At 39.9% G+C, this 25,447-nt stretch carries 27 protein-coding genes; 24 read left to right on the top strand and 3 right to left on the bottom strand.

Annotation, left to right across the window (positions count from 1 at the left end):
- The first annotated feature begins 127 nt into the window (after positions 1–127).
- The 3 genes from rpsA to AC1Z3S_RS07190 all read left to right on the top strand — a co-directional run bounded on the left by rpsA (position 128) and on the right by AC1Z3S_RS07190 (position 3,500).
- On the top strand, positions 128–1,342 hold the full coding sequence (rpsA, locus tag AC1Z3S_RS07200; protein ID WP_461737500.1) for a 30S ribosomal protein S1: 1,215 nt from the start codon (positions 128–130) through the stop codon (positions 1,340–1,342).
- Between the two features lie 317 nt (positions 1,343–1,659).
- On the top strand, positions 1,660–2,970 hold the full coding sequence (gene der, locus AC1Z3S_RS07195) for a ribosome biogenesis GTPase Der (RefSeq protein WP_265456906.1): 1,311 nt from the start codon (positions 1,660–1,662) through the stop codon (positions 2,968–2,970).
- A gap of 254 nt (positions 2,971–3,224) precedes the next feature.
- Positions 3,225–3,500, top strand: a complete 276-nt coding sequence (locus tag AC1Z3S_RS07190) for an HU family DNA-binding protein (protein WP_265456908.1) — start codon at positions 3,225–3,227, stop codon at positions 3,498–3,500.
- A 132-nt stretch (positions 3,501–3,632) separates the two neighbouring features.
- Here the strand turns inward: AC1Z3S_RS07190 and AC1Z3S_RS07185 are convergent, their stop codons facing one another.
- Positions 3,633–4,145, bottom strand: a complete 513-nt coding sequence (locus AC1Z3S_RS07185; RefSeq protein WP_461739784.1) for a VanZ family protein — start codon at positions 4,143–4,145, stop codon at positions 3,633–3,635.
- A gap of 239 nt (positions 4,146–4,384) precedes the next feature.
- Between AC1Z3S_RS07185 and AC1Z3S_RS07180 the strand changes: the two genes are divergently transcribed.
- The 3 genes from AC1Z3S_RS07180 to AC1Z3S_RS07170 are packed head-to-tail and all read left to right on the top strand — an operon-like array spanning position 4,385 to position 7,259.
- Entirely contained in the window at positions 4,385–5,422 is a 1,038-nt protein-coding gene (locus AC1Z3S_RS07180) for a hypothetical protein (protein WP_461739783.1), read from the top strand.
- Positions 5,423–5,431: 9 nt separating this feature from the next.
- Positions 5,432–6,700 (top strand): tetratricopeptide repeat protein, encoded by a 1,269-nt coding sequence (locus AC1Z3S_RS07175; RefSeq protein WP_461739782.1) that lies wholly within the window; start codon positions 5,432–5,434, stop codon positions 6,698–6,700.
- Entirely contained in the window at positions 6,690–7,259 is a 570-nt protein-coding gene (locus AC1Z3S_RS07170) for a YpiB family protein (RefSeq protein ID WP_265456915.1), read from the top strand. The genes AC1Z3S_RS07175 and AC1Z3S_RS07170 overlap by 11 nt, the downstream gene beginning before the upstream one ends.
- Before the next feature lie 182 nt (positions 7,260–7,441).
- Here AC1Z3S_RS07170 and AC1Z3S_RS07165 read toward each other — a convergent pair whose 3' ends face one another.
- The gene (locus tag AC1Z3S_RS07165) at positions 7,442–8,320 is read right to left on the bottom strand and encodes a YitT family protein (protein ID WP_461739781.1); all 879 of its coding nucleotides are present in this window, start codon (positions 8,318–8,320) and stop codon (positions 7,442–7,444) included.
- A gap of 133 nt (positions 8,321–8,453) precedes the next feature.
- On the opposite strand from AC1Z3S_RS07165, the gene AC1Z3S_RS07160 reads away from it, so the two are divergent.
- From AC1Z3S_RS07160 to AC1Z3S_RS07115, 10 genes are all read left to right on the top strand, one after another.
- Complete coding sequence (locus AC1Z3S_RS07160; RefSeq protein ID WP_265456918.1) at positions 8,454–8,795, top strand: nucleotide pyrophosphohydrolase; 342 nt, start codon at positions 8,454–8,456, stop codon at positions 8,793–8,795.
- Entirely contained in the window at positions 8,788–9,576 is a 789-nt protein-coding gene (gene dapB, locus AC1Z3S_RS07155) for a 4-hydroxy-tetrahydrodipicolinate reductase (protein ID WP_461739780.1), read from the top strand. The genes AC1Z3S_RS07160 and dapB overlap by 8 nt, the downstream gene beginning before the upstream one ends.
- A complete protein-coding gene (locus tag AC1Z3S_RS07150; protein WP_461739779.1) occupies positions 9,573–10,775 on the top strand; it encodes a CCA tRNA nucleotidyltransferase in 1,203 nt (400 codons plus the stop codon). Before dapB ends, AC1Z3S_RS07150 begins: the two co-directional genes overlap by 4 nt.
- A gap of 90 nt (positions 10,776–10,865) precedes the next feature.
- A complete protein-coding gene (locus tag AC1Z3S_RS07145) occupies positions 10,866–11,318 on the top strand; it encodes a hypothetical protein (RefSeq protein WP_461737508.1) in 453 nt (150 codons plus the stop codon).
- Between the two features lie 227 nt (positions 11,319–11,545).
- Positions 11,546–12,178, top strand: coding sequence for a MarR family winged helix-turn-helix transcriptional regulator (locus tag AC1Z3S_RS07140; RefSeq protein ID WP_461739778.1), 633 nt, complete (start codon positions 11,546–11,548; stop codon positions 12,176–12,178).
- Between the two features lie 267 nt (positions 12,179–12,445).
- On the top strand, positions 12,446–12,721 hold the full coding sequence (locus AC1Z3S_RS07135; RefSeq protein ID WP_461737510.1) for a hypothetical protein: 276 nt from the start codon (positions 12,446–12,448) through the stop codon (positions 12,719–12,721).
- 28 nt (positions 12,722–12,749) lie between these two features.
- Positions 12,750–14,861 (top strand): cation:proton antiporter, encoded by a 2,112-nt coding sequence (locus tag AC1Z3S_RS07130; protein ID WP_461739777.1) that lies wholly within the window; start codon positions 12,750–12,752, stop codon positions 14,859–14,861.
- Positions 14,862–14,955: 94 nt separating this feature from the next.
- Positions 14,956–16,851, top strand: a complete 1,896-nt coding sequence (locus AC1Z3S_RS07125) for an ABC-F family ATP-binding cassette domain-containing protein (protein ID WP_461739776.1) — start codon at positions 14,956–14,958, stop codon at positions 16,849–16,851.
- Between the two features lie 14 nt (positions 16,852–16,865).
- The gene (locus AC1Z3S_RS07120; RefSeq protein ID WP_461739775.1) at positions 16,866–17,813 is read left to right on the top strand and encodes a thymidylate synthase; all 948 of its coding nucleotides are present in this window, start codon (positions 16,866–16,868) and stop codon (positions 17,811–17,813) included.
- Positions 17,814–18,083: 270 nt separating this feature from the next.
- Positions 18,084–18,572: a dihydrofolate reductase gene (locus AC1Z3S_RS07115; RefSeq protein ID WP_461739774.1), complete on the top strand. Its 489-nt coding sequence runs from the start codon at positions 18,084–18,086 to the stop codon at positions 18,570–18,572.
- Between the two features lie 127 nt (positions 18,573–18,699).
- On the opposite strand, the gene trhA is transcribed toward AC1Z3S_RS07115, so the two are convergent.
- Complete coding sequence (trhA, locus tag AC1Z3S_RS07110) at positions 18,700–19,353, bottom strand: PAQR family membrane homeostasis protein TrhA (RefSeq protein ID WP_461739773.1); 654 nt, start codon at positions 19,351–19,353, stop codon at positions 18,700–18,702.
- 125 nt (positions 19,354–19,478) lie between these two features.
- On the opposite strand from trhA, the gene AC1Z3S_RS07105 reads away from it, so the two are divergent.
- The 8 genes from AC1Z3S_RS07105 (at position 19,479) to abc-f (ending at position 25,445) form a co-directional block, all read left to right on the top strand.
- Positions 19,479–20,321: a DegV family protein gene (locus AC1Z3S_RS07105; RefSeq protein WP_461737515.1), complete on the top strand. Its 843-nt coding sequence runs from the start codon at positions 19,479–19,481 to the stop codon at positions 20,319–20,321.
- A gap of 107 nt (positions 20,322–20,428) precedes the next feature.
- Entirely contained in the window at positions 20,429–21,421 is a 993-nt protein-coding gene (locus AC1Z3S_RS07100; protein ID WP_461739772.1) for an SGNH/GDSL hydrolase family protein, read from the top strand.
- Entirely contained in the window at positions 21,405–22,127 is a 723-nt protein-coding gene (locus tag AC1Z3S_RS07095) for a YpmS family protein (RefSeq protein WP_461739771.1), read from the top strand. Before AC1Z3S_RS07100 ends, AC1Z3S_RS07095 begins: the two co-directional genes overlap by 17 nt.
- A 14-nt stretch (positions 22,128–22,141) precedes the next feature.
- Complete coding sequence (gene msrA / locus AC1Z3S_RS07090) at positions 22,142–22,648, top strand: peptide-methionine (S)-S-oxide reductase MsrA (protein ID WP_461739770.1); 507 nt, start codon at positions 22,142–22,144, stop codon at positions 22,646–22,648.
- Positions 22,649–22,671: 23 nt separating this feature from the next.
- Complete coding sequence (locus AC1Z3S_RS07085; protein WP_461739769.1) at positions 22,672–22,893, top strand: YozE family protein; 222 nt, start codon at positions 22,672–22,674, stop codon at positions 22,891–22,893.
- Positions 22,894–22,982: 89 nt separating this feature from the next.
- Positions 22,983–23,552 carry a signal peptidase I gene (lepB, locus tag AC1Z3S_RS07080; protein WP_461739973.1) on the top strand — a complete coding sequence of 190 codons (570 nt, stop codon included), beginning with the start codon at positions 22,983–22,985 and terminating at the stop codon, positions 23,550–23,552.
- A 78-nt stretch (positions 23,553–23,630) separates the two neighbouring features.
- Complete coding sequence (locus AC1Z3S_RS07075) at positions 23,631–23,768, top strand: hypothetical protein (RefSeq protein ID WP_461737520.1); 138 nt, start codon at positions 23,631–23,633, stop codon at positions 23,766–23,768.
- Positions 23,769–23,867: 99 nt separating this feature from the next.
- Positions 23,868–25,445 carry a ribosomal protection-like ABC-F family protein gene (abc-f, locus tag AC1Z3S_RS07070; protein WP_461739768.1) on the top strand — a complete coding sequence of 526 codons (1,578 nt, stop codon included), beginning with the start codon at positions 23,868–23,870 and terminating at the stop codon, positions 25,443–25,445.
- Positions 25,446–25,447: the final 2 nt, after the last annotated feature.

Here is a 25,447-nt window from a genome sequence, read left to right as displayed (position 1 = left end):
CAAAAAGAAGCCGCAAAAATTACAAAGTTAAGAAATTTTCAGAAATCGCTTTATTTTTTGACAAATATCAATTAAACTAGTAATAGAGTGTTATTTTGGACATCTGTTGGTTAGGAGGATCAATGTCATGACAGAATTTGATGAAAAGCAAGATTTAGGCAATGAAACGATGGAGGATGCTTTAAGTAGTTTCCACGAAGTAAAGGTCGGCGATATTGTTAAGGGTGAAGTTTTAGCAATCGAAGACAAACAAATTATCGTTGGGATAGAAGGTGCCGGGGTAGAAGGCGTGGTCCCAGCAAAAGAACTATCGACATTACCTGTGGATGACATCAATGAACTTGCAAAAGTTGGCGATGTTATGGAATTGGTGGTAATTGCCCCAATTGGTAAAGACAAAGAGAACGGAAACTATTTGTTGTCTAAACGTCGCATTGATGCGAAAAAAGTTTGGGAACAAATTGAAGAAGATTTCAAAGCAGGTAAGATTCTAGAAGCACCTGTTACCAATATTGTTAAAGGTGGTCTAGTGGTTGATGTCGGTGTACGTGGTTTCGTGCCTGCATCAATGGTTGAAGATCATTTCATCGAAGATTTCTCAGATTACAAAGGACAAACGTTGACTTTGAAGATTGTCGAAATCGAACCTTCAGAAAATCGTTTGATTCTCTCCCATCGGGCAGTTGTCGAAGCCGAAAAAGAAGAGAAAAAACACGAAGTATTAGCAAATCTTGAAGTTGGCGCAACTGTTGAAGGAACAGTCGCTCGTTTAACTGACTTTGGAGCCTTCGTTGATTTAGGCGGCATTGATGGACTAGTTCACGTATCCGAAATTGCCCATAATCACGTAGACAAACCAAGTGATGTCTTATCTGTCGGTGATAAAGTCAATGTGAAAATTTTGGCGATTAATCCTGATGAAGAAAGAGTTTCTCTTTCTATTAAAGACACCTTGCCTGGACCTTGGTCAGATATTGAAGAAAAAGCTGCAGCCGGTAGCGTGCTAGACGGTGTGGTAAAACGTCTGACAAGTTTTGGCGCCTTTGTGGAAGTGTTCCCTGGTGTGGAAGGCTTAGTGCATATTTCACAAATTTCCCATAAACATATTGCGACACCTCATGAAGTGTTGCATGAAGGGGACGAAATCCAAGTGAAGGTCTTAGAAGTGAATCCAAACGAACATCGGATTGCTTTAAGCATTAAGGCTTTGGAAGAAAAACCAGAGGATTCAAAGGTGGAAGACCCAGAAGTTGAAAGCTATGAATTGCCAGAGGAAAATACTGGCTTTACCATGGGGGATATTTTAGGGGAAGCTTTAAAAAATCAAGATTCTGAAGATTAAAATGATTGCAGACCAGATGGCTTTCACAAGCTGTCTGGTTTTTTATTGGAAAAAAATGATTGCTAGAGCTGATTAAGGGCAATCAAACGGAATTATTCTTGCAACTTAACAAAAGATTCGTTAAACTAGTTGAGATTGTAAAGCAATTGTGAAATGACGGAGGTTGTGACCTAAGTAAAAAAAGTCGCTCCGCTGAAAAGCTTATGAAAGTTTTTTTTCGAGGTTTACTGGTTGTTAAAGAAAATTTATTCATCAAAGCCAAGTAAGATCAGCGGAAATTTTTTTAAAAAGTTACAACATCTTAGAGGAGAGTATATATGTCAAATCCAACTATCGCCATCGTAGGGCGGCCGAATGTCGGAAAATCTACTATTTTTAACCGGATTGCCGGAGAACGAATTTCAATCGTTGAAGATACACCAGGGGTAACCAGAGACCGAATTTATGCGACGGGAGAATGGCTGGGCCGTGAGTTCAGCATTATTGATACTGGAGGAATCGATCTGGGGGATGAACCCTTCATGGATCAGATTAAGCATCAAGCAGAAATTGCGATTGATGAAGCCGATGTGATTATTTTCGTTGTCAGTGGGCGTGAAGGCATTACCGATGCCGACGAATCTGTCGCGAAAATTTTATATCGCAGCCATAAACCGGTGATTCTTGGCGTCAATAAAGTGGATAATCCTGAAATGCGCAGTGAAGTCTATGAGTTTTATTCTTTAGGATTAGGCGAGCCATTACCGATTTCAGGTAGCCACGGTCTCGGAATTGGGGACTTGTTAGATGAAGCTGTCAAACATTTTTCAACAGAAGCTGAGGTTGAAGAAGACGATGTCATTAAATTTAGTTTGATTGGCCGCCCAAACGTTGGAAAATCTTCTTTGATCAATGCAATTCTCGGTGAAGATCGGGTAATTGTTTCAGAAATTGAAGGGACCACTAGAGATGCCATCGATACCCGTTTTGTTTCAGAAACCGGCCAGAAATTTTTAATGATTGATACAGCTGGTATGCGCAAACGGGGCAAAGTGTATGAAAATACTGAAAAATACAGCGTTATGCGGGCGATGCGGGCGATTGATCGTTCAGATATTGTCTTGATGGTGCTAAATGCCCACGAAGGAATCCGCGAACAGGATAAACGGGTGGCAGGTTATGCCCATGAAGCGGGTCGCGGCATGGTAATTGTTGTTAATAAGTGGGACCTCGTTGAAAAAGAAACCAACACTTTACGAGATTTTGAAAAAGAAATCCGCGAAGAATTTGCTTATCTGGATTATGCGCCGATTATTTTTGTATCTGCTGTGACTAAGCAGCGGCTAAATCAATTGCCGGCTTTAATTGAAGAAGTCAGCTACAATCAAAATCTGCGGGTGCCATCAGCTGTCTTAAATGACATCATTATGGATGCTGTTGCCATCAATCCGACACCGACTGACAAGGGCAAACGCTTGAAGATTTTTTATGCGACACAAGTAGCTGTCAAACCACCAACTTTTGTAATTTTTGTTAATGAAGAAGAATTGATGCATTTTTCTTATTCCCGCTTTTTAGAAAATCAAATCCGCAAGGCCTTCGCCTTTGAGGGGACACCGATTAAAATCATCCCTCGCCGCAGAAAATAGGCATTTTAACACAGTTGGTTATTTTTGTAAAAGAATAATAGCGATTTTCGGCGATTTTATTTATTTGGACAAAAAGCTGTCTAAAAACGATGAAAAATCTGTCTAAACCCTTGCTATAAAAGGGTTCTTATGATATCGTTTAGAAAGAATATTGAACCAAATCAATATTTGTAGTTCACTTTTTTGGACCACTCAAAAAAACGAACTAAAGATGTTTAACATCAAATTTTATTGTCGAGGAGGTGAAACTATCCATGGCAAACAAAGCAGAATTAATCGAAAAAGTTGCAGCAGCTACTGAATTAACAAAAAAAGACGCAACTGCAGCAGTAGATGCAGTCTTCGCAACTATTCAAGATGCTTTAGCTAACGGTGAAAAAGTTCAATTGATCGGTTTTGGTAACTTCGAAGTGCGCGAACGTGCTGCACGTAAAGGACGTAACCCTCAAACTGGTGAAGAAATCGAAATTCCAGCTAGCAAAGTACCTGCATTCAAACCAGGTAAAGCACTTAAAGATGCAGTTAAATAAGACTGACACTTTGAACCCTTGTTTATCAAGGGTTTTTTTGTTGGCTGGAATTTCTTTCTCAGACACTCAAATAAAAGAACTGTAAAGTTGATTGAAAAGTTTTTTTTAATTTTTTTAGTTTCAAAAAATTCATTAATTTACTAACAACATAAAGCAGATAAACAACAGTCCCGCTAAAAAAATAATGCTGCCCAAACGCAGAAGTAGCCGGTCCAATTTTTCTTCGGGGACAAAAAGTTTTAATAGCTGGTAAATCAATAAACCGATTAAGCCGCCTAAAGTGTTGACCAGTACATCTGTAATATCACTTGCGCCAATTCCCAATACATATTGCGCTGTTTCTAAAAGTAAACTGAAACTAAAGATAAAAAGCAATTTTTTTATTAGCGAACTCCGCTTGTCATAAAGACTCAATAGGCCGCCGAAGGGCACAAAAATCAGGGTATTATAAATAATTTCCTGCAGATAAATTTTGCCGTTCACGATGACGGATTCGCCAAAAGGAATTAGATTGAGACTGCGATTTGGGTGCTCTAAAAAAAATTGCACTGTATTGACAGAGGTGGCGACCTTAAATAAGATAATCCAAATGACCACTACTAAATAGCAAATTAAAAGAATTCCAGCAGCTTTATTTTTTTTCATAGTTCTACTCCTTAAAATTTAGTGTACTACTTATAATAGTACACTCGAAGGCGATTTTTTTCATAGGCCCTTAGACTGATTTGCGCATTTTTTTAGTTTTTGAAATTGTGGCTACACAAGGTCCGTTTACCTTAATAGAAATAACAGTTTGACAAGAAAATCATTTGTTTATTTCTTCAATATTAATAGGTTCACAGCATCAGCTATGATAAAATATAAGTAAGCGGGAGGTGGAATCAATGGAATTAAGTTTCAAAAAAGCTGGCAAGGAAAGTCAGTTAATTTACGGTGAAACTTTAGCGGCCAGTTTAGCTGATTTAGATTATGCCAACAAGCACGTATTGATTATCACCAACCAGCGCTATTACGATTTATTTTCGATGAAAATGACGCAATTATTAGCAGCGGCTGATGACATTGATTGGTACATTTGTCCCAACCATCGCAACTGCAATTCGTTAAAAGAATTAACCAGTTTATTAGAATTTGTCGGGCGTTTTAAGCGCCAAGACTTTTTATTTATCGCTTTTGGAAATGAAGGCGTTGTCGAGTTGACTAATTATCTGCAAAAAAATACCTTATTAGATAGCCAGTTTTGGCTCTTGCCGATTTCATTACGTTCGTTGGCAAAAGGACTTTTAGGCAGCGGGCAAATTCTTGATTCCAAACAGCAACCGATTTTACAAAGTCAAAATCTGCCGGAATTGATTTTTTTCGATCAGACATTAACTCAGGAACAAACTGCCGGTAAGCTTTTGGACTTATTAGTTTTTATCAAGTGCGGACTTCTTATCGATCGGTTTTTTTTAAAGGAATTATTTTTTAATTATCCTCAGGAAAAAAGTGTCTTAAGCAAGCCATTGTCTGGGATGCTGGTGAATCTAGTTGCTTATTACGAAAAAAATGGCGCTGCCTTAGACGAGTATGGTCAAGTTTTTAAACGAGCTTTTTATATGGTCGAAGCCGGTCAGCTATTATCGGACAGCATGAAGGAATTTTTGGGAATTTTATTTCATTTATTATGGAATATCAATCAAAAGCAGCTGAATTTTAATTATCTGAATTTCCTGCAATGGCTAAAAAGATTGGACTATCCATTAGAATTGCCGGCTAATTTTTTCATTGGTGATTATGCGGCGGCTGTTTTAAAAGTGTTAGAAAAAAGCGAATCACTGTTAACTTTAGCAAAAATCGGTACAATAGAAGGAAGAGAAATTCCCAGTAGCCAGGAGTTAATTACGATGTTAGAAGATTACCAAGGCTATTTACAAGAGTAGGAGCATATTATGACAGACAGCGAAAAAGTAATTCAAGCCATTGAAAATGAGGATTTAGTCTTAGCCCAAGAGCATTTGCAGGCGGCTTTAAAACACGATGAGGCCGATTTATTGGCGGCCTTAGGAGATGAACTGTTGACTCGTGGCTTTTTAGAAGAAGCTCAGCAAATTTTCACACAATTGGTGGAGAATTCTCCTGAGACCGGAGCCTTTTATATTCCTTTGGCAGAGATTGCGATTGACAATAATCAAGTGGAGGAAGCCTTTGAGTATTTAGAAAAAGTGACCACTGATGATGAAGCATATCCGCAAAGTTTATTGGTGACCGCCGATTTGTATCAAATGTTAGGAATTCCTGAGGTGAGCGAAGCGAAGCTCTTAGAAGTGCAAACTTATTTGCCAGAGGAACCCCTAATTGATTTTGCTTTAGGTGAATTGTATTTTTCTAACGACCAATTTGGTGAAGCAATTGCCCGCTATCAAAAATTAGTTCATCAAGGAGTTTCAGAAATCAGTGGTGTTTTAATGGATGAACGGATTGGGACGGCCTTAGGGATGGCCGGCGAATTTGAAGAAGCGATTCCTTATCTAGAAGCTGCGGTGGCGGTGGAAGCCACCGATGACCGACTATTTCAATTGGCATTTACTTATTTGCAGATTAAAGAAAATCAAAAGGCGATTCATTATTTACAACAATTAAGAGAAACTAATCCCCAGTATCAATCCCTGTATTTATTTTTAGCGGAGGCTTTACAGGAGGAGGAATTGTTGGAAGAAGCACAGGATGTAATTGAAGAAGGCCTCAGGGAAAATCCTTTTCAAGTGGATCTCTATCACTTCGCTTCGGAAAATGCCTTTCGTTTGCATGATGTAAAACGCTCAGAAGAATTATTGCTGCAGGCCTTGGAGCTTGGGGAAAAGCAAGAGGAAACCTTGTTGACCTTAAGTAATCTTTACTTGAGCGAGGAGCGCTATCAAGAGGTTGTCGACACGATTAATCGCATGGAAGAAAGTGACAATCCATACGCCGAATGGAATTTGGCGAAGGCCTATGAACAATTGGAGGATTTTGATGTGGCGCGGGTCCATTACGAGCAAGCCGCCCACGAATTAGAACACGAAGCAGAATTTTTAAAAGATTACGGAATTTTCCTAAGGGATGAAGGCAATTTAACGCAGGCGAAGGCTTTATTGCAGCACTATCTCCATCATGAGCCGGGTGATTTGGAGGTTGCGTCAATTTTAGAGGATTTGGAGGGTGATCAGGATGCTTATTGAAGTAAAGGAAAAACAAAATTTTCTCAACTGGTTAGTAGCAAACGTCAGCTTTAAACAGCGGGAAACGATTTGGATATTAAATTATTTAGCCAATCATGAGGCGATTTTAGCCAATGTTCATTTTGTCGAACAAGCGGAAAAAACGACCCGCGGCTTGCAAATTCGCGATGAATCCTTTGTCGGTTCAGCCATGACGCTGTTTATCAAAGATAAAGCTTTTTTTGACAGCGATCAAATTTTTCATGAGATTCGCTTAAACTGGAAAAATCCCTTGTATTTAGAATGTTTTTTTAGAGATGCTTGGAAAAATAGTTTGTATCTTTCTATTTTGGAGGACAATCCTGCAGCTCCTTGGAATGAACAAATCAGCTCAGAGGTCACCGAAGAAATTGAACGCTTCTTTCAACAGGAGGAATTGCGGCAAAAAATTGACTTATTGTATCATCAAGTTGATTTGGCCATCGAAAAAGGCGACCAAAATGGCTTCTTGGAATTATCAACTGAAATTAATCAGTTGAAGTTAAAACTGCGGGAGCCAGATGCTGAAAAATTACATTGATTAAAAAAATCGAGACTGTGACATTAGTTAGAACAGAGCCGAACTCTATGAACAATATCTAGTAAAAGCCACTAGATATTGTTCATTTGCGTTTCGGACCTACTGGACCGCAGGAGCAAATAGAATATAGTTCGGGATTTCATCTGTTAAAAAGACCAATGTCACAGGCTCGATTTTTAACTTTATTTTGCTTTTGGTTTAAATAATTTCACCTGTGGTTTTAAATAGGTGAAGCCTTCTCCTTCAACTTCGTGGACATTGATTACGGAGAAAAAGGCTTTCGGGTCCACGCCAATCACAATTTCTTTCACCTGACGCAACTCTCGAGGGCTGACTACCATATAAATTACCCGTTTTTCGTGTTCAGAATAGCCGCCAGCGCCTTCTAAAAAGGTCAGGCCTCGTTCTAACTCCTTCATTAAAACTGGTGCGATATCTTGGCTCTGATTGGAAATTATAATCAAACCTTTGGCTGAATACCCGCCGTCTAAAATCGAATCGATGACGCGACTGAAAACATAGGAAACAATCAAGGTGTACATCATCAATTTCAAATCGATATAACTCAATGAAAGCAACAGAACAATCACATCAAAGCCAAACATCGTTTTCCCCATCGAGACACCGAAATTTTTCTCCAAAATCCGTGCCATGATATCGGTCCCACCAGTTGTCCCGCCAACACGGTAAACTAAGCCGCTGCCGACACCGCCGATTAAACCGGCTAATAAAGCGGCAATCAGTAAATCGTGCTGCAAGTTAATCACGATGGGAATTCGCTGCCAAATCCATAAAAAACCAGAAAGACTCAAGGTCCCGATAATTGTGTAAATAAAAGATTGATTTCCTAAAACCCGCCGGCCGATTAAAATTAAAGGGATGTTGATGACCAGTGTGGAATAGGCGGGATCAATTTGGAAGAGGGCCCGCAGAATTAAGGTAATTCCAGAAATGCCACCTTCAGCCAATTGATTGGCGATATTTAAATAGACTAAGCCAAAGGCATAAATCCCTGCTCCAATAATAATCAATGACACATCACGAACTCTTTTCACAGCCATCCTCCTACTCTATTGTCCAATTTAGCACGTTTTGTCTTTTTTCTCAATTTTTAGTGAAGCCTGTAAAAAGGGATTTCAGCTAGGAATTTTTTCGTGGATTTGATAAGATAGAGGAGAATTTGAGGTGAAAATAATGACAGAACGCTCTTTGAGTTCGCTGCAAAAAGAAATTGATGATTATATTTCCCAATTTAAAGTCGGCTATTTTTCGCCGTTGGCCCAGATGGCCCGCATGACGGAGGAAGTTGGCGAGTTGGCCAGAGAAATCAATCATTATTACGGGGAGAAGCAAAAAAAAGCTTCTGAAGGTTTAAAACCCGTTAGTGAGGAATTGGCTGATGTTTTAGTTGTCACATTGATGCTGGCGAATTCTTTAGACATTGACTTAACGGAAGCCTTTGAAAAAAATATGGAAAAATTTAATCGGCGGGATAAATTTCGCTTTGAAAGAAAGGATGGCTTGACCCATGATTAAAATCGTTGTCGCCGGCTTTAAAGGCCGCATGGGCAGCACAGCTGCTAAAATGGTTTTGGAACACGAAGGTTTTGAATTGGTGGGGGTGTTGGACCCGATTGCCAAAGAAAAAAATTTAAATGAAATCTCAGAATACGGTGCCGTTGATGTGCCGGTGTTCAATGAAAAAGAAGCGATCCTCGCTGTTGCTCCAGAGGTTTGGATTGACTTTACAATTCCAGCCTATGCCATTGAGCACACCCGCTTTGCTTTAGCCAATAAAATTGCTCCAGTTGTCGGCACGACTGGCTTTACTGAGGAAACGGTGGCCGAATTAATTGCTTTTTCAAAAGAAATGCAGACCGGTGGCTTGATTGCTCCCAATTTTGCAGTCGGTGCGGTCTTGATGATGGAATTCGCACAAAAAGCGGCTAAGTATTTTCCCGATGTGGAAATTATTGAGCTGCATCATGATAAAAAATTGGATGCTCCTAGCGGCACAGCGATTAAAACCGCTGAGATGATTAGTCAAGTCCGCCAGCCGAAAATTCAAGGCAATCCGGATGAAGAAGAAACTTTAGTCGGCGCTCGTGGGGCCGAATTTGAAGGCATGCGGATTCACAGTGTTCGCTTACCGGGCTTAATTGCCCATCAACAAGTGCAGTTTGGCGGTGTTGGCGAAGGTTTGACCATCCGTCATGATTCTTATGACCGTTCTTCCTTTATGACCGGTGTGGCTATTGGCTGTGAAAAAGTTGTTAGTCTGCAGGAATTAGTTTATGGACTTGATCAGCTATTATGAGATTAAAAACAATTCCTGAAGAGTTTAAAAAAGCTTTGCCAGTTTTAAGCAAAATAAAAGCAGCCGGATACGAGGCTTATTTTGTTGGTGGCAGCGTGCGCGATGTTTTATTGGATAAACCGATTCACGATGTGGACATTGCCACCAGCGGTTTTCCAGAAGAGATTAAATCTCTTTTTCCCCGGACAATTGATGTCGGCATTCAACACGGCACGGTGATGGTCTTAGCCGACAATCAAGAGACCTATGAAATTACCACCTTTCGCACGGAGTCGACCTATCAAGATTTTCGTCGTCCCGATCAAGTTGAATTTGTTCGTAATCTAGCGGAGGATTTAAAGCGTCGGGATTTTACGATTAATGCTTTTGCTTTAGAAGAAGATGGCGAAATTATCGATTTATTTGATGGACTGGAGGATTTGGCGGCAAAAATTATCCGGGCTGTGCGCAATCCCCATGAACGCTTTCGTGAAGATGCTCTGCGGATGATGCGGGGCCTGCGTTTTGTCAGCCAGTTGGGATTTTCTTTAGAGTCAGAGACCGCAGCGGCAATTGAAGAAAATCATGCACTTTTAGCAAAAATTTCCGTGGAACGCATCAACGTCGAATTTGTGAAATTCCTCTTAGGAGAATACCGTTCCTTAGGCTTGAAATATTTTGTGGAGACGGAATGCTTTGAATACTGTCCCGGTTTAAAAAATCAGGGGGCAGCCTTACTGCGCTTTGCGGATTTACCCGAGGATACTATCAAAACAGAAGCTCAAGCGTGGACATTATTGTTAAAATGCTTGGATTTGTCGCCTGAAGCAGTCGGACCTTTTTTAAAGGCTTGGAAAACATCGAATCAGATGATTAAACAAGTCCAGAATTTATTAAAGGGTTTAAATTTTCGCTTGGAACAGGAATGGACAGCGACGATGCTTTATGAAATTGGAGCAGATGTCGTTTTAGTGGAAGAGCTGCGGCCTTTTTTTTCTCAAGAAGACCAAAGTCTGTTAGCAGAAAAAAAATATCAAAAACTGCCGATTCATCATCTACAAGAACTGGCAATCGGCGGCAAAGAAATTTTAGCAAGTTCAGACCAGCCTCCTGGCAAATGGGTCAGCGAGCTTTTGCACGAGCTGGAGTTAGCGGTTTTAAATGGTGAAGTTGCCAATGATTCAAAGGCTTTATTGACGATGGCAGCTGAGAAAGGCTAATTTCTCAGTCTGCAATCAGATTGATGGCTTTAATTACTGGAAATATGATAAAATTAAATCGTTAGTAAAAAGAAGTGAGGAGAATTTATCATGGCAAAAGAAATGACAGCATTAAAATTCTATTTCCGCAATGGTGAAACATGGACTGTTGAACGTCGCTATATTGGTGACCTTTGGATTAAACGTATTTCAACTAGTTTTGGTCGGATTAACGGCAGTGAATTCGTTGAAATTCATCCAAGTGAAGGCTTTAAAATCGAAATCTTCCCAGAAGGCGATCATGTAACCACAACTGATATCAATTTAGGTGGTCTAGAATTAGGAATGTTTGCTAGAGCGTTGAAATATGAAGATATCGAAAGAATGGAAATCATCTATCGTGCGGGAACTCCTGACTTGGTTTATTTCCCTTACAAAGACAAAGATACTGAAGGCTTGGATAACGTTTATCAATCCACTAAAGTTTCTGAAAAGAATAAGAGCTTGTACATTGTGATTGACCCAACACAAACCGTTGATGAAGTCTACGCTGAATTCTTTTAAACATAATGCTATTAAACCCGCTTGATTGTTGCAATCAAGCGGGTTTTTTTGCAGCAAAAAAATTTTAAACTGCTGTTTAAATGAAAAAATTTCACTGTCGTTAAACAATTCTTAAGAAGTAATCGATATGCAGTTGACAAATTAATAAGGTACCTGTATTATATAGACATAAGGTACCTTATTAATTTTTTAAAACGAAAATGTATCTCAAAAAAGGAGAATGAATGATGACAGAAGAAAAAGATTTAACTAAACAATTTTTAGAATTTGATGGTCGTCTACGGCGCTATTTTGCAATGGAAATGCACAAACAAGGAAAAACTGGTTCACCTCATCGGGGACAAGGCCGCGTGTTAACGCTACTTTCGATGCGGGATAATATTTCCCAAAAAGATTTGGCTTTTATTTTAGGTTTGCGCCCACAATCAGTTGGTGAGCTGTTAGGAAAATTAGAAAAAAATCAGCTCATCGTGCGGACGCCTTCTGATGAAGACAAGCGGGTAATGCTGGTTTCCCTGACTGATGAAGGTCAAGCTGAGGCCAAAAGAATTGCCGAAGAACCAAGCTTTGCCATAGATTTATTTGATGTCTTTTCCGAAGAAGAAAAAATGCAATTTTCAGCATTGATTGAAAAGCTGAACGAAGCAATCAGCGAAAGAGTTGGCGATGATTTTGACAGCCGCAAAGATTTCATGGATCACTTTGGCCCTAAGGGTCCTCACGGTGGCGGCCACCCACACCACGGACCAGGTCATCACCATCACCACCATCATCCTCATCATCATGGTGAATTTCAAAAGGGCTGTCGCCATCAAGACAGACAAGATGATCAAAAAATAGCGGATTGGACAGATTTTTAAACAAATAAACTAAATCGTGGTAAAATTAGTTTGAAGAGGATTTCTTCAAACTTTTTTTGCGTCTTTTTGATTTCACTGTTTTTCGGCAATAAAGCTAGCTGTGAAAGTTTTTTGAAGTGATAAAAGCTGCCACCGCCAACAGGAAAACTGAATTATTAAGAATTGCTGATAGAATTTTAGCCAGTTTCTTTTTGTAGCAAAAAATAGTCGTTTTTTTATTCTTTCTCTGCTATAATTACCGCAGTTAAAAAGGAGGATCATTTGATCATGACTAAGGATTTTGAAGCTCGCTTAAGCGCCTTAAAGGAACAATATAAACAGTTAACACCTGAGGAGCTTAAGAATAAGAAAAACGAGCTAAAGCATGGTAATCCGCTTCTTTATTATCGTTGTCAACGGGCGAAACATGAATTATTGCGTTTGGAAGCTAAAAGAACGCAAATGCAAATTGATGGCAATAATACCCAATTGACAGAAGTTGAAGACAAGATTTTAGAGAAAAAGAAAAATTGGTTGGAAACCCTTTGTGGGAAGAAAGCCTAAAAATTTTAAATAGAACGGGAGGGATGTTATGACATTAGTTGAGATAATTATCGTCTTTGCATTTGCCGTAACCATTTCAAATGTGGTAAACCGAATTTTACCGAACATCCCCTTACCCTTGATTCAAATATTTTTTGGAGTTTTAATCGGGATGACGGAGATTGGCAGTGATATTACCTTTGTCCCTGAATTATTTTTGGTAATGATTATTGCGCCGTTATTATTTCGTGAGGGTGAAACAATCAATGTTCGCGCTTTGTTAAATAATCTCGGAACAATCATATTTTTGGCTTTCGGTGGTGTAATCCTCACGCTTTTGGGTGTGGGGGTTACACTTTATTATTTGCTGCCGACGGTTCCTTTGGCGGCCTGCTTTGCCTTTGGTGCAGCACTGGGCCCAACGGATGCCGTTGCGGTGAAATCTTTGTCTGGTCGTCTTTCTTTGCCAGAGCGCTCCCTACAAATTCTTGAAGGGGAAGGCCTGTTAAATGACGCATCCGGCGTTACCGCCTTTCAGTTTGCCATCGCCGCTTTAACCACCGGTAGTTTCTCTTTACTAAATGCCTCTGAAACACTGCTCTTTTCAACAATCGGCGGGATTTTGGTGGGAGTCATTTTAGTCTGGCTGAAACGACAAGTCGTTCAATTAATAGAAAAAGCGGCGGCCAAAGATGTGGCCGGCTATTTGCTGATTGAATTACTGCTGCCATTTTTAGCCTATTTAATCGCTGAAGAATTTCATGTCTCAGGGATTATCGCAGTTGTCGTTTCTGGTGTTTTGCAGGCTTCTGAATTTCAAAAAGTCAGCATTTTTGATGCGAAACTTTCAAATGTTTCGGATACGACCTGGTCAACGATGGCCTTTATGCTTAATGCTTTAGTCTTTATTTTTCTTGGTGTGGAATTATCCCAAGTCTTTTCGCCAATTTGGCAAAGTAGTGTTTATTCCAACTGGCATTTATTTTTTGTCGTCGTTGTGATAACGATTATGCTTTTTGTTTTACGGTTTGTCTTTATCACAGTCTTTTGGGGCTTTAAAGACGGCTTTAAAAAATTGCGCAGCCAGTTTCATGATATTTTAGTCTTAACTTTTGGTGGAGTAAAAGGGACTGTCAGCTTAGCGACTATCTTTATTTTGCCGCTAACCATTAACGATATGACCTTTGAATATCGTTCACTTTTACTTTTCATCACCGCCTGTGTCATCTTGATGACGCTTTTGGTGGGAATTTTAGTCTTGCCGTTACTAGCCGGTGATGAACCAGAAGAAGTCTCAGAAACTGACCGTTTAAATATCGATATTTTGCGGGAAGTGATGGATGAATTGAATCAAGAGCTGCCGACAAAAACTGAGGCCATTCAAAATATTGCCGCTGAAACGGTGATTGATAATTATCAGGACCGTATCAGTGAACTCCATGGCCAGCATATGACCAATTCAGAAAAGCAGGAAGTGCAAGAGTTACAAGCCTTAATTATTTCGATTGAAAAAGACAGCTTGGACCGCAGTTATCGGGAGGGCAAAATCAGTGCCAATGGTTATCGCTTTTATTCCCGTTTTATCGCTGATTTTGAAAACTCTGTGACCCGGCAAATTTTATCATTCTTAGGCTTTTGGCTCATCTTTGTCCGCCAGATTGTTGTCATATTCACTCATCCAAGATTATGGTGGGAACGCAATCGCACCCCGAGAAATCGTTTGTTAAATGAAAAAGACGTGACGGCAATTCGTGAGTTATTGGAGCATAATTCCCAATTAATCTTCGACAGTTTTGAAAACTTAGAAGGGGTTTACGATGAGAGTTTGTTACAATATTTTACGAATAAACGGAAAATTCTTTTAAGCCGTATCAATCAAGGCACTTTAATTACGGCCATGACCATTCAACAAGAACCTGTCTACGAAAAGGAAATGATCCGCGGCTATTATTTAGAGCGGAAGATTATTGATAGCTATGAAGTCTCTGAAAAGATTTCGACACTAGAGGCTAATTCCTTCCGTCAAGAAGTCAATTTGTTGGAATCTTATTCGATTAATAATCTTAATGAGCGGGAACCTTTGAGTCTATTAATTCGGCGCAAAGGCGGTACCAAAAAAAATGTATCCCAAGTGTCGCAAAATGAAGATGGTGAGAATTAGCAATGTAATTCTCACTTTTTTTGTGGTAAAATCAGAAAAATAAGACGGTTCTGTTTTAAAAAATTCAGCCGTTTAATAGGGAAAGAAGGCTGACATGAAAGAATTAACAGTTAGCAAATTAACCAAAACTTATGGTGAGAAGACGTTGTTTGACCAAATGTCTTTTTTGATTCATGAAAAAGACCGCATTGGTTTGATCGGCGTGAACGGCACCGGCAAAACAAGTTTATTAAATATCTTAGCGGGGCGTGACAGTGGTGACGGCGATGTCGCTGCCGTTCAATATCCTAATGATTATCGGATTGGCTATCTCTCACAGGACATGGCGATTGATGAAGAGCTCACCGTCTTAGAGGCGGTTTTTCAAGGGGACAATCAACTGATTCGCACGGTTCGCAATTATGAAGCAGCGCTGTTGGCCTTAGATGAACAAGGCGGCGAAGCAAGTGTTCAAAGACAATATGCTCAAGCCGAAGAAGCGATGAACAAAGAAGACGCTTGGCTGACAGATACCAATGCCAAGATTATTTTACAAAAATTAGGCATCTCAACCCTTGGAAAAAAAATTAAAGAGCTTTCCGGCGGTCAAAAAAAACGAGTGGGCTTGGCGCAGGTTTTGATTGACGAACCGGATTTATTATTGTTGGATGAACCGACCAACCATCTGGACTACGAGGCAATTCAATGGCTAGAGGGCTATTTGAATCAATATCGTGGTGCTCTTTTGATGGTCACCCATGACCGCTACTTTTTAGATCGGGTTACTAATCGGATTTTTGAGTTGAGCTTTGGCAAGTTGTATGAATACAAAGGCAATTATGAAGCTTATATTATTGAAAAAGCTGAGCGGGAACGAATTTCTCAAGAACAAGAAGGCAAACGCAAGCAGCTGTATAAACAAGAATTGGCCTGGATGCGGGCTGGCGTTCAAGGACGGGGAACGAAACAGCAGGCGCGGATTAATCGTTTTGAAGATTTGCAGGATAATCTTTATCAGGTAAAAAATAATGACGATGTGGAAATCAATATTTCGACACAGCGCTTAGGCAAACAAGTTTTAGAAATCCAAAATGGTGACTACACGATTGCACAGCAGCCGATTCTCAGAGAGTTCAATTTATTGATTCAAGCCCGTGAACGCTTAGGGATTACCGGTCAAAATGGTGCCGGTAAGTCAACTCTTTTAAATATTTTAGCTGGACGCTTGCCATTGGATTCAGGAACCTATATAATCGGCGAAACTGTTCACTTAGCTTATTACACCCAGCAAAATGAAGAGATGGATCCCGAAAAACGAATGATTGCGTATTTACAAGAGGCTGCAGAAACGGCCAAGCAAAGTGATGGCAGTCAAATTGGCGTCGCTGAATTATTAGAACGCTTTTTATTTCCCCGCTTTATGCATGGAACGAAGATCGGCAAATTATCCGGTGGTGAAAAACGCCGATTATTTCTGTTAAAATTGTTGATTCAACAACCAAATGTTTTATTATTAGATGAACCGACGAACGATTTAGATATCGCTACGTTGACGGTCTTAGAGGATTATCTGCAAAGTTTTCCTGGCGCTGTTATCTGCGTGTCCCATGACCGGTACTTTTTAGACAAAGTTGCCCGAAAGCTACTTGTTTTCCAAGGTGCAGCGAAGATTATCAGTTATTTTGGGAATATGAGTGAGTATTTAACAGCCGCTGAAACATTTACTAAACCTAAAGAAGCTACACCAGTCAGAACAACTACAACCAGTGGGGAATCCGATAGCCCGGTTAAAGAAAAAACGAAATTATCCTATATGGAACAAAAAGAATGGGCAACAATTGAAGATGAGATTGCCCTATTAGAAGAAAAAATTACTGAACTTGAAGAAGAGATGAATCATACCGGTTCTGATTTTCCTAAACTACAGGCGTTGCAACAAGAAGTTGAGACAACCCAATTAAGTTTGGATGAAAAGTTAGAACGTTGGGAATATCTCAGCGAGTTCAGTTAAACGGAGGGATTTTTGTGGAACAAGCCTACTTAGAATTAGGCCGTAAATTAATTGCAGAAGGAAATCATAAAGGCGACCGCACAGGTACCGGTACGTATAGTTTATTTGGCTATCAAATGCGTTTTGATTTAACAAAAGGCTTTCCGTTATTAACAACTAAACGAGTGCCTTTTGGTTTAATTAAAAGCGAGCTGCTTTGGTTTTTGAAAGGTGACACCAATATTCGCTACCTGCTACAAAATAAAAACCATATTTGGGACGAGTGGGCCTTTGAACGTTATATTCAAAGTGACGATTATACCGGACCTGATATGACGGATTTTGGCCGTCGCAGTTTAGTCGATGAAACCTTTAATCAAGCGTATCAAAAAGAATTGGCAGATTTTTGTGAAAAGATTGTCGCCGATGAAGCCTTTGCTAAAAAGCATGGCGATTTAGGGAAAGTTTATGGCTATCAATGGCGTCATTGGGAGACTGCAGATGGTAGTTTTATCGATCAGATTAAAGATGTCATTGAAATGATTAAAACCAATCCTGATTCCCGCCGTCTAATTGTTTCAGCCTGGAATCCAGAAGATGTGCCAACGATGGCTTTGCCGCCTTGTCACACGATGTTCCAATTTTATGTCAATGATGGCAAATTAAGCTGCCAGCTCTATCAGCGCAGTGCTGATGTCTTTTTGGGGGTCCCTTTTAACATTGCCAGCTACGCCTTGCTGACACATTTAATTGCCCATGAAACAGGTTTAGCAGTAGGCAATTTTATCCATACTTTAGGAGATGCGCATCTTTACAGCAACCACATTGAGCAAATGAAAGAACAACTGAACAGAGATGTTAGAGAGTTTCCGACCTTGGTCTTAAATCCCGACAAACAATCAGTTTTTGATTTTGAAATGGAAGACATCACCGTTGAAAACTACAATCCTCATCCAACAATTAAAGCACCAATTGCTGTATAGTTTGCTAGTTAATGGATTTACGAAAACCAGTTTAACGGAATGGTAAACGGCGTGAAAATCAACCTAATTTTTTGCAAAAAAAATTATTACCTTAATACGAACGAGGATGCCAGTTCCGATTTTCGCAGTATCAAAGATTGGGTAGCACTTAATAAGATTTCCAGACACCCCAACAACACAACCAGTTTAACAGAATGGTATACGGAGTGAAATCAACCTAATTTTTTGCAAAAAAAATTATTACCTTATTAATGAACAAGGAGAACAAAAATGTTAGCAGCTATTTGGGCGCAAGATGAAAAGGGATTAATCGGTAAGGATGAAACATTGCCGTGGCACATTCCCAACGACTTAAAGTTTTTTAAACATATGACTGAAAATAATACGGTTGTGATGGGACGCAAAACCTTTGAGGGGATGGGCAAGCGGGCATTGCCTAATCGCAAAACCATCGTTTTGACGAGTGATGAGAATTATCAGGCGGAGGGCGTTAGGGTCTTTCATGATATTGAAGCTGTTTTAAACTACGCTGAAGAGAACGAAGGGATTACCTTTATCACTGGGGGCTCAGTCGTCTTCAAAGAATTTTTACCCTATTGCACGATTTTATACCGGACCGTGATTGGACATGTTTTTGAAGGGGATACTTATTTTCCGAATTTGGATTGGGATGAATGGCATCTGGTAAGTGTTAGTGAAGGGGAAATCGATGAGAAAAACCGCTATAGCCAGTCATATGAAACGTATCAAAGAGGCTAGTGCTAATTTTATTTTTACATAATTTTCAAAAAGAACTTTAAATTAAAACGAAAAAAATCCTCCGATGATTTATTTTTCATCGAGGGATTTTTTTGGCTAAAACTATTTTTTATGACATCATTTTTTATCAGGTGTAAAATAAAACTGAAAAATACATGAAGCCCGCGCCTAACATAACAAACAAATGCCAGACAACATGCATAAAGCGAACATTTTTTAAACTATAAAAGGCTGCGCCGATTGTGTAGGAAAGACCGCCAGCGACTAACAGGCTAATGCCAGCCACGCCTAAGGAATCATATAAAGGTTTCGCCGCAATTAAACAGAGCCAGCCCATGATAATATAAATAATTGTCGAGGCCTTGGAAACACTTTTAGTTCGGTGCAAAGTGACTGCCTTAAAGACCACGCCGATAATTGCAAAGGTCCAAATTAAACCAAAGAGTGTCCAGCCCAGCCAACCTTGAATACTAACTAGGCAATAAGGTGTATAACTGCCGGCAATCAGTAAAAAAATTGAGCTGTGATCGAAGACTTGGAAAACTTTTTTCGCCTTAGTGAAAATTAGGCTGTGAAAAAGTGTTGAGGCCAAGAATAAAAGAATCATCATCGAGCCATAAATAGTATAAGAGACCACTCGAATTGGTGAGTCCAAGCCCACTCCTTTGATGATTAATAAGACTAATCCGGCTACACTTAAGCCAAACCCAATTCCGTGGGTCACGGCGTTTAGGACTTCATTTAAAATCCAGTAGTTCCTGGTGAATTTGCTGTTTTCCATGAAATCGACTTCCTTTTCTTAATTTAATGAAAAAAAAACTTTTGTCTGTTATACTATGAAAGAATAAATTCTAGGATTATTTTACCACGTAATGTCCATATTTTTAAAGAGAGAGTGATCAATCAATGAAAAAAATTAAGATCGTGACGGATTCTTCGTGTACAATGGAGCAATCGCTGCGGGATAATTTAAACATACACATGATGCCTTTGTCTGTTATGATTGACGGTGTTGTCTACCGAGACGATGATAACTTAAGCGGTGAAGATTTCATGAAAATGATGGCCCAAGCGAAGGCTTTACCAAAAACCTCACAGCCACCAATCGGTGAGTTTGTCGAGTTGTATGACCAATTAGGCGCTGATGGCAGTGAAGTAATTTCCATTCACATGACAAAAAATTTAAGCGGTACCGTGGAAGCCGCTCGCCAAGCTAGTCATCTGACCAACACGAAGGTCACGGTAATTGACAGTGACTTTACTGATCAGTCTTTAGCTTTTCAAGTGATTCAAGCGGCTCAACTAGCCGAAGAAGGCGCCAGCCGTGAAGAAATTTTAGCAGAAATTGAGCTTGTTAAAAACAATGGCAAATTATTTATCGGCATTGCCGGCTTAGATAACTTAGTCAAAGGTGGCCGTATTAGTCGGGTGACCGGTATGTTATCCAGCTTTTTAAATATTAAAGTTGTGATGAATTTTGAACATGCAGAATTAGTGCCCGTTGCAAAAGGCCGGGGAACTAAAACTTTTATGAAATGGTTTGATGAATTAAAAACCGAGTTGTCAAAATTGACAACTGTTCGTAAGATTGGCATTTCCCATGCCAATGCCGCAGAATTGGCAGAAGATTTCTATCGCGGGTTAAAGGATCTTTTCCCGGATAAAGATATTACTGTACTGCACACCAATCCAGTTATTGCAACCCATACTGGACCGGGTGCTTTTGCGATCATGTATTATACTGATTAACGATTGAAAGCAGGTATTGGATTGGTTAGTTTTTCAGGAAGTATCCTGTGAAACTAACTGCCAATTCCTTTTTTTCTATCGATTTCAAAGAAGTTGAGTGGCGAAAAATGAAAACAATTCATAAAAAAATATTGATAATTATCATGGCTTTTTTAGTGGTCTTAGGTTTGACGATTATCATTTTAAATCAATTGGTACCAAAGGCCCAGCCCCGTTGGAATGTCGCCTCTGAAGAAGTCAGGGAAGCCAATGCGGGAACAGAGCTAAATTATACAGCGGTCGGGGATTCTTTAACAGAAGGCGTTGGCGATGTCACCAATCAAGGGGGCTTTGTTCATCTGCTGGCCAATAATTTAGAAGATTATTATGGCTTTAGAACGGTTAATGATAGTAATTTTGGCGTTGCGGGAGAGCGCAGCGATCAAATTAATAAACGCTTAACCAATGATAGCGACCTACAGGAGAGTTTGCAGACCGCTGACTTTATCACAGTGACCGTCGGTGGCAATGATTTGCTGCGGGTTTTTCAGCAAAATTTTTTTAATAATCTAAGCGTGGAGACTTTTACCGAGCCAATGGAGGAATACCAAGGGCGCCTTGAGGAAATGTTTGACCTGATTCGCCAGCAAAATGGCACGGCGCCGATTTATGTTGTTGGCATTTACAATCCGTATTACCTAACTTTTTCGGAAATCACGGAAATCCAGACAATTTTTGATAATTGGAATGTCAGCACAGAAGAAATTGTCGAAGCAGAGGCGAATGCTTTCTTTATTCCGGTAAATGATTTATTGTATCAAGGAGTCAACGGGAATGTTGGCGTTGGAGAAGATGTTTCTGATGAGGAAATGGATTCGGCCGCTACTTTAGATACGGCTGAAACGACCTCTTCGTCAACGGTTGAATCCAGCACAGCAGAGTCCTCTACAATTGATTCTAGCAACAGAAGTACCAGCAACAATGCATTATATGACGGCGATAATTTTCATCCAAACAATTTAGGCTATCAGCTAATCGCCAATGCTGTACGCAATGAATTAATCGATACAGAAGCATTGTGGATGCCTGAAGGGGGAGTGCCAAGTGAAACAAGTCAATAATCATGAGCAAGAGCAACCGGTTGAAGAAAATCCCCAGAAATCATTAGGGAAAATCAAAAAAAATGGCGGACCCAAAAATCCAAAAAAAATAAAGCTCAATCCTTGGCAACTTGCTTTTTTTGCTTTGCTGGCGATTGTTGTCGGCAGCGGGATTTTTGTCGTCATGCGGGTGCTTGAGCCCAGAGAAGATGCGACGAATCTTGTCGAGACCGACATTCCAACGGGAGATGCCCTCTTGTCAGTTAATACGGATAAAGCACATGTGAATGCCTTGATTGATCATTACTTAGAAGATTTTCAACAAGGGCAAGAGGTAACATATTCTTTTTATTTAGACAATGAAGCACTCTTGACCGGTCAATTCACACTATTCGGTTTTCCGATTACCTTTTATTTTTACTTTGATCCATATGTTTTAGAAAACGGCAATGTTCAATTGCGGGCCACCAGTTTGTCAATTGGCGCTTTAAATATGCCGATTACAGATATGTTAAATATGGTGCGACGCAATTTTGATTTTCCCGACTGGGTAGAATTTAATGCTGACGATCAGACGGTCATCTTGCATCTTGATGAATTTGATGTGGGCGGCTTGCGGCTGCGGGCTGAGAGAATTAATTTAATTGATGATGAGCTGCGTTTGAGTATTTATTTGCCGGGGGAAACAGTCGGCTCAACAGACTCAACGACAGATAGCGAAGAGTGATGGAGGAGATAGTGATGGAACGAGCAATTTTTGCCGGCGGATGTTTCTGGTGTATGATTCAGCCTTTTGATTCGCTGCCGGGCATTCAATCGATTTTTTCCGGTTACACCGGTGGACACGTTGAAAATCCAACCTATGAACAAGTTAAATCCCATGAGACAGGTCATACTGAAGCGGTTGAAATTATTTTTGACCCGGAGAAAATCAGTTTTTCTGATTTAATCGACATCTATTGGCAGCAAACGGACCCGACAGATGCTTTGGGCCAATTTGAAGATCGTGGCGACAATTACCGGCCAGTGATTTTTTATTTCAATGAAGAACAACGGGTGGCGGCTGAAAACAGCAAAGCCGAACTAGCAGCTAGTAGTCGCTTTAAAGAGCCGATTGTCACAGCCATTGAACCAGCGCAAAAATTTTTTCTAGCAGAGGATTATCATCAGGATTATTATAAAAAAAATCCTGAGAACTTTCAGCGAAATCATGCCAGAAGAGAGCAGTTCCTCAAAGCAAACTGGTAAAATTTAACGAAGGGAAGAAACGGATGAAGCGCAGTTTTTATCATTATGTAATGACGTTAAGAGGTCCTAATACTAAAATTACTGAAACCAAGTTAGCCAATGAGATTGGTAATGATATTCAATTTCCCAAACAATCCAGCGATTATCATGAAATCTCCAGCTATTTGGAAATTGAAGGCCATTATGTTGAGAATATGGATGACTTTGATGCCCTTTGGGAAAAATATACCGAAAACAATCGCTAAAAAAGGAGGCAGGCTGCGTGATCAATAAATTTAAATCCTGGTGGACAACAGTTCGCCAAAATTGGCGATCACGTTTTCCTAAAAAGGAACTGCCGCCAGAAAAGCGGGCCAAATTAAATAAAGTATGGGGGCGTTTTTGGCTAATTGTTAAACTGACCGTGGTCGCAATTGCGCTGGCCTTTGTGATTCGTGGCTTTTTATTGATTCCAGTACCTGTGGTTGGCAATTCGATGGAAAACACCTTGAGTCAAGGCGATATGGTGACGATGGAGCGCATCAGCAGTGTTGATCGCTTTGACATTATCGTTTTTCAAGAACCAGATGGTCGGATTTATATCAAACGAGTCATTGGCTTACCCGGTGAAAGTGTCAGCTACCAAAATGATCAGCTTTTAATTGATGGCGAAATAGTTTCCGAAGATTTTTTAACGAATAATCAGCAGGGGGATACCGCCAGTAACGCTCCTTATACAACCAATTTTACATTAGAGGAGCTGACTGGTTCGACGACTTTAGGTACGGATCAATACTTCGTGTTAGGGGATAATCGGCGGGCTTCCAAGGACAGCCGTTCTTTTGGAGCTGTGAGCGGTGACAATATTTTAGGCATTGTCCGTTTGGTGTATTATCCAATTCAGCATTTTAAATGGCTGCATTGAGGTGTTGAACAGCTTGCACTTTTTATGAAATTTGCTATACTAAAATTAACTTAAACTTTCAGAGAGGAGGATACAGAGATGGGACGCTGGTTAAAAATAACAAACATTGATAATTATCAAAGATATCATGTCAGTTTTAGCCATGCAATTGGTTTCACTTGGACTGTTTTAGGGAGAAGTGTGTCTAAAAATAGCATAAAACAAGTAAATCAATGACCATTAAAAGTATTCTCGTACATATACTACGATAAAAAAGATAACAGGTCATGGATTTTTCCATGACTTTTTTTGATGGTCTGACAAGGGAGCAGACAAATGATTATTCAAGGCAATAAATTAAACAAAAATTTCGGCGGAGATCCGCTTTTCAACGAACTTTCCATCACGATTAACCAAGGTGCCAAAATTGGCTTAGTCGGTGCAAATGGCAGTGGTAAATCAACCCTGCTGAAAATTTTAGCTGGTGAAGAGGGTGTCGATGGCGGAACAGTTAGCCGCCAAAAAGGAATTCGTATCAGCCAATTAGTTCAGATTCAAATGGATTCTAATTTAACAGTGGAGGCCTATTTATTAAAAAACTTTACTGAGATTGAAAATGTTGCTCAGCGAATGCGGCACTTTGAAAGAGAACTGGCAAATCCTCAGGCTGATTTTGATTCGCTACTGGAAAAATACGGTCGCCTGCAACAAACCTATGAAGAATTGGGCGGCTATACGTTAAGTGATCGAATCACGACTACTTTAAAAGGTCTTGGATTAGGGGATAAAGCTGACGTGTGTGTCAATCAATTAAGCGGTGGTCAGCGGTTGCGCTTAGAACTTGCGAAGGTTTTATTGACCGAAGCCGACTGTTTATTTTTAGATGAGCCCACCAACCATCTGGATTTAGCTGGAATTGAATGGTTAGAAAATTATTTAAAAAATACTAAGCAAAGCTATGTTTTGATTAGTCATGACCGGGAATTTTTAAATCGTACAGTCAATCAAATTTTTGAGATTGAAGAAGGCAAGCTGATTGACTATCCCGGTAATTATGAACGCTTTATCGAGCTGAAAAAAGCCCGCATTGCCGAAATTCAGAAAAACTTTGAGCTGCAGCAAAAAGAAATCTTACGGCTGAAAAAACAAATTCGCCAATTCCGCCAGTGGGGCCACGAAGGGGATAACGAAGATTTCTTCCGTAAAGCCAAAGAGCTAGAGCGCCGATTAGCTAAGATTGAAATAATCAAAGCGCCGACAGAACATAAAAATAAATTGGCCGATGTCAAAACAACCAAAAAAGTCAGCAAAGAAATCCTGACTGTACAGGATTTGGCTCTGTTCGGCGGGGAAGAACTATTATTTTCAGATGCGAATTTCACGATTTTCCGCGGTGAACGAGTGGCTTTAAAAGGAGCAAATGGTAGTGGCAAAAGTACCTTGATTAAAGCTATTTTAAATGATATTGCTGCTGACGAAGGCTCCGTTAAACTCGCTGCTTCTGTCAAAGTCGGCTATTTGCCACAAATCCTGCCTACTAAAGACAGCCCTGAAACACTCCTTTCCTACACCCAAGAATTTATTGGCGAGGAAGAAAAAACGCGTCGGAAACTAGCTCAATTTGGTTTTTATGCGACCGATGTATTTAAACGAGTTAAAAATTTATCCGGTGGTGAGCAACTGCGCTTGGCACTTTTAGAAATCCTGCAAAAAGAAATCAATTTTTTAATTATGGATGAGCCCACCAACCATTTGGATATTGCCACTAGAGAAGAAATCGAAGAAATTCTTTTAAATTATTCCGGTACCTTGCTATTAGTTTCCCATGACCGCTTTTTCTTGAAAAAAATCTGCCAAAAAGAGCTGAGGATTGAAGCGGGCACTCTCATTAAGTTTGAAAATTATGCTACTTAGGT

The organism is Enterococcus sp. LJL90, assembly GCF_056924355.1.
The sequence above is the reverse complement of the archived record's forward strand: the minus strand, read 5'-3'. Positions and strand labels throughout refer to the sequence as shown.

Coding starts and splice junctions, on each gene's coding strand:
- AC1Z3S_RS07105 (WP_461737515.1), top strand. CDS start 19,479: ATGAAAAAAATTAAGATCGTGACGGATTCTTCGTGTACAATGGAGCAA.
- rpsA (WP_461737500.1), top strand. CDS start 128: ATGACAGAATTTGATGAAAAGCAAGATTTAGGCAATGAAACGATGGAG.
- AC1Z3S_RS07175 (WP_461739782.1), top strand. CDS start 5,432: ATGACAGACAGCGAAAAAGTAATTCAAGCCATTGAAAATGAGGATTTA.
- AC1Z3S_RS07125 (WP_461739776.1), top strand. CDS start 14,956: ATGAAAGAATTAACAGTTAGCAAATTAACCAAAACTTATGGTGAGAAG.
- AC1Z3S_RS07140 (WP_461739778.1), top strand. CDS start 11,546: ATGACAGAAGAAAAAGATTTAACTAAACAATTTTTAGAATTTGATGGT.
- AC1Z3S_RS07100 (WP_461739772.1), top strand. CDS start 20,429: ATGAAAACAATTCATAAAAAAATATTGATAATTATCATGGCTTTTTTA.
- AC1Z3S_RS07135 (WP_461737510.1), top strand. CDS start 12,446: ATGACTAAGGATTTTGAAGCTCGCTTAAGCGCCTTAAAGGAACAATAT.
- AC1Z3S_RS07160 (WP_265456918.1), top strand. CDS start 8,454: ATGACAGAACGCTCTTTGAGTTCGCTGCAAAAAGAAATTGATGATTAT.
- abc-f (WP_461739768.1), top strand. CDS start 23,868: ATGATTATTCAAGGCAATAAATTAAACAAAAATTTCGGCGGAGATCCG.
- AC1Z3S_RS07180 (WP_461739783.1), top strand. CDS start 4,385: ATGGAATTAAGTTTCAAAAAAGCTGGCAAGGAAAGTCAGTTAATTTAC.
- trhA (WP_461739773.1), bottom strand. CDS start 19,353: ATGGAAAACAGCAAATTCACCAGGAACTACTGGATTTTAAATGAAGTC.
- dapB (WP_461739780.1), top strand. CDS start 8,788: ATGATTAAAATCGTTGTCGCCGGCTTTAAAGGCCGCATGGGCAGCACA.
- AC1Z3S_RS07190 (WP_265456908.1), top strand. CDS start 3,225: ATGGCAAACAAAGCAGAATTAATCGAAAAAGTTGCAGCAGCTACTGAA.
- AC1Z3S_RS07075 (WP_461737520.1), top strand. CDS start 23,631: ATGGGACGCTGGTTAAAAATAACAAACATTGATAATTATCAAAGATAT.
- AC1Z3S_RS07150 (WP_461739779.1), top strand. CDS start 9,573: ATGAGATTAAAAACAATTCCTGAAGAGTTTAAAAAAGCTTTGCCAGTT.
- der (WP_265456906.1), top strand. CDS start 1,660: ATGTCAAATCCAACTATCGCCATCGTAGGGCGGCCGAATGTCGGAAAA.
- AC1Z3S_RS07185 (WP_461739784.1), bottom strand. CDS start 4,145: ATGAAAAAAAATAAAGCTGCTGGAATTCTTTTAATTTGCTATTTAGTA.
- AC1Z3S_RS07170 (WP_265456915.1), top strand. CDS start 6,690: ATGCTTATTGAAGTAAAGGAAAAACAAAATTTTCTCAACTGGTTAGTA.
- AC1Z3S_RS07145 (WP_461737508.1), top strand. CDS start 10,866: ATGGCAAAAGAAATGACAGCATTAAAATTCTATTTCCGCAATGGTGAA.
- AC1Z3S_RS07130 (WP_461739777.1), top strand. CDS start 12,750: ATGACATTAGTTGAGATAATTATCGTCTTTGCATTTGCCGTAACCATT.
- AC1Z3S_RS07165 (WP_461739781.1), bottom strand. CDS start 8,320: ATGGCTGTGAAAAGAGTTCGTGATGTGTCATTGATTATTATTGGAGCA.
- AC1Z3S_RS07085 (WP_461739769.1), top strand. CDS start 22,672: ATGAAGCGCAGTTTTTATCATTATGTAATGACGTTAAGAGGTCCTAAT.
- AC1Z3S_RS07115 (WP_461739774.1), top strand. CDS start 18,084: ATGTTAGCAGCTATTTGGGCGCAAGATGAAAAGGGATTAATCGGTAAG.
- msrA (WP_461739770.1), top strand. CDS start 22,142: ATGGAACGAGCAATTTTTGCCGGCGGATGTTTCTGGTGTATGATTCAG.